The organism is Streptomyces atriruber (assembly GCF_001418325.1).
Lineage (GTDB): Bacteria > Actinomycetota > Actinomycetes > Streptomycetales > Streptomycetaceae > Streptomyces > Streptomyces atriruber.
This window is the reverse complement of sequence record NZ_LIPN01000597.1, coordinates 1-1,280: the sequence shown is the minus strand read 5'-3', so window position 1 is coordinate 1,280 and position 1,280 is coordinate 1. Positions and strand designations below refer to the sequence as shown.

Genomic DNA, 1,280 nt, shown 5'->3' with positions numbered 1-1,280 from the left:
GGGGAGGGGGTGGCCGTGGCGGTGGCCGGCACGGTGATGCCGGCGAGCACCGCGGCAGCGGTCAGGGCCAGGGGTTTCCAGCGGCGTACGCGCGGGACGGGCATGTGGGGTGTGTCCTTTCCCGGGGGCCTCGCGCGCCGCGCGCCCGAACAGATGAGCGTGCGGTCTACGCGAGTTGACTAATCAACCACCGGGAGGGTGGCACGGATGTGCGTACGGCCGTGTGAACGTATCGGGGTGGTTGGGTGACGATGTCATGTACATGGGGTAGGGGTAGGGATGGTCACAGGCCCAGCGTCGTCGGGTCCGCCGTCAGTGCCCTGAAGTATTCGCGCGGATCCGCCACCAGTCGCCGCTCCTTGAGGTCGAGCAGCCCGCCGACGGAGGAGACGGTCGCGGCGATCGTGCCGTCCGCCTTGGTGATCGTCTGCTCGACGCGGAACGTCTTGCGCTCGCCCCATACGAACGTGCAGCTCACCAACGTCTCGTCGCCCGCGAGGAGTTCGCTGTGGTAGCGGACGGTGGTCTCCAGGACCACCGGGCCGACGCCCTTGTCCAGGAGGTCGGTCTGCGCGATGCCGGCCGCGCGCAGCAGCGACCACCGGGCGTGCTCGGCGTACTGGAGATAGACGGCCTGGTTGAGGTGGCCCTGGGTGTCCGTCTCGTATCCGCGGACGCCGACGCTCACGGAGTAGGGGTCTGTCACGGTGTTCCTTCCAGTAGGTGATCACAAGGAGCCGCATTGATCGGCCCGGCATTCGTGGTGGCCGTCATGGGCATGTGCTGGGTCGTCAAACGGGTTGCCGAATCCGCGCGCCCCGGGACCGCTCACGTCCGGCGCGGCGACGCGAGCACATAGCGCCCGCCCGAGCGCCCGCCCGAGCGCGCCTCCGCATGCTCGCTGACCTGCCAGCCCGCCCGCTCCAGGGCGGCCGCACACCCTCGGATCCCCTCCGGCGTCGGCTCCCGCACGGCGACGGCCTCCGGCTGCGGTGTTCCGGCGACCCGGTACCCCTCGTGGCCGGGGCCCGCGGGACGGCACCCCGCCGCCTCCAGGGCCAGTGCCGCCGCCTGCACCAAGTGCGTACGCTCCCAGGCGCACGGGCGGTCCCGGGCGCCGTCCGGGTTCGTCATGCGGCGCAGCTCGACCAGGCCCTCCCAGGCGCCGCGGACCTCGCGGGCGCGGGCGGGGCCCTCGGGGCCGACCGGCTCCGTCTCCGTGCCGGTGCGCGCGGCGAACACCCCGGAGGGCGCCGGGGCCGGGGGCGGCGGCTCGGAAG

2 protein-coding genes are annotated in these 1,280 nt (G+C 72.9%); both read right to left on the bottom strand.

From position 1 onward, the window contains the following. Positions 1–283 precede the first annotated feature (283 nt). A complete protein-coding gene (locus tag AOK03_RS39035) occupies positions 284–706 on the bottom strand; it encodes an acyl-CoA thioesterase (protein WP_055570087.1) in 423 nt (140 codons plus the stop codon). A gap of 122 nt (positions 707–828) precedes the next feature. Further along, a partial coding sequence (locus AOK03_RS39030) for a hypothetical protein (protein WP_055570086.1) occupies positions 829–1,280 on the bottom strand: 452 nt, incomplete at its 5' end.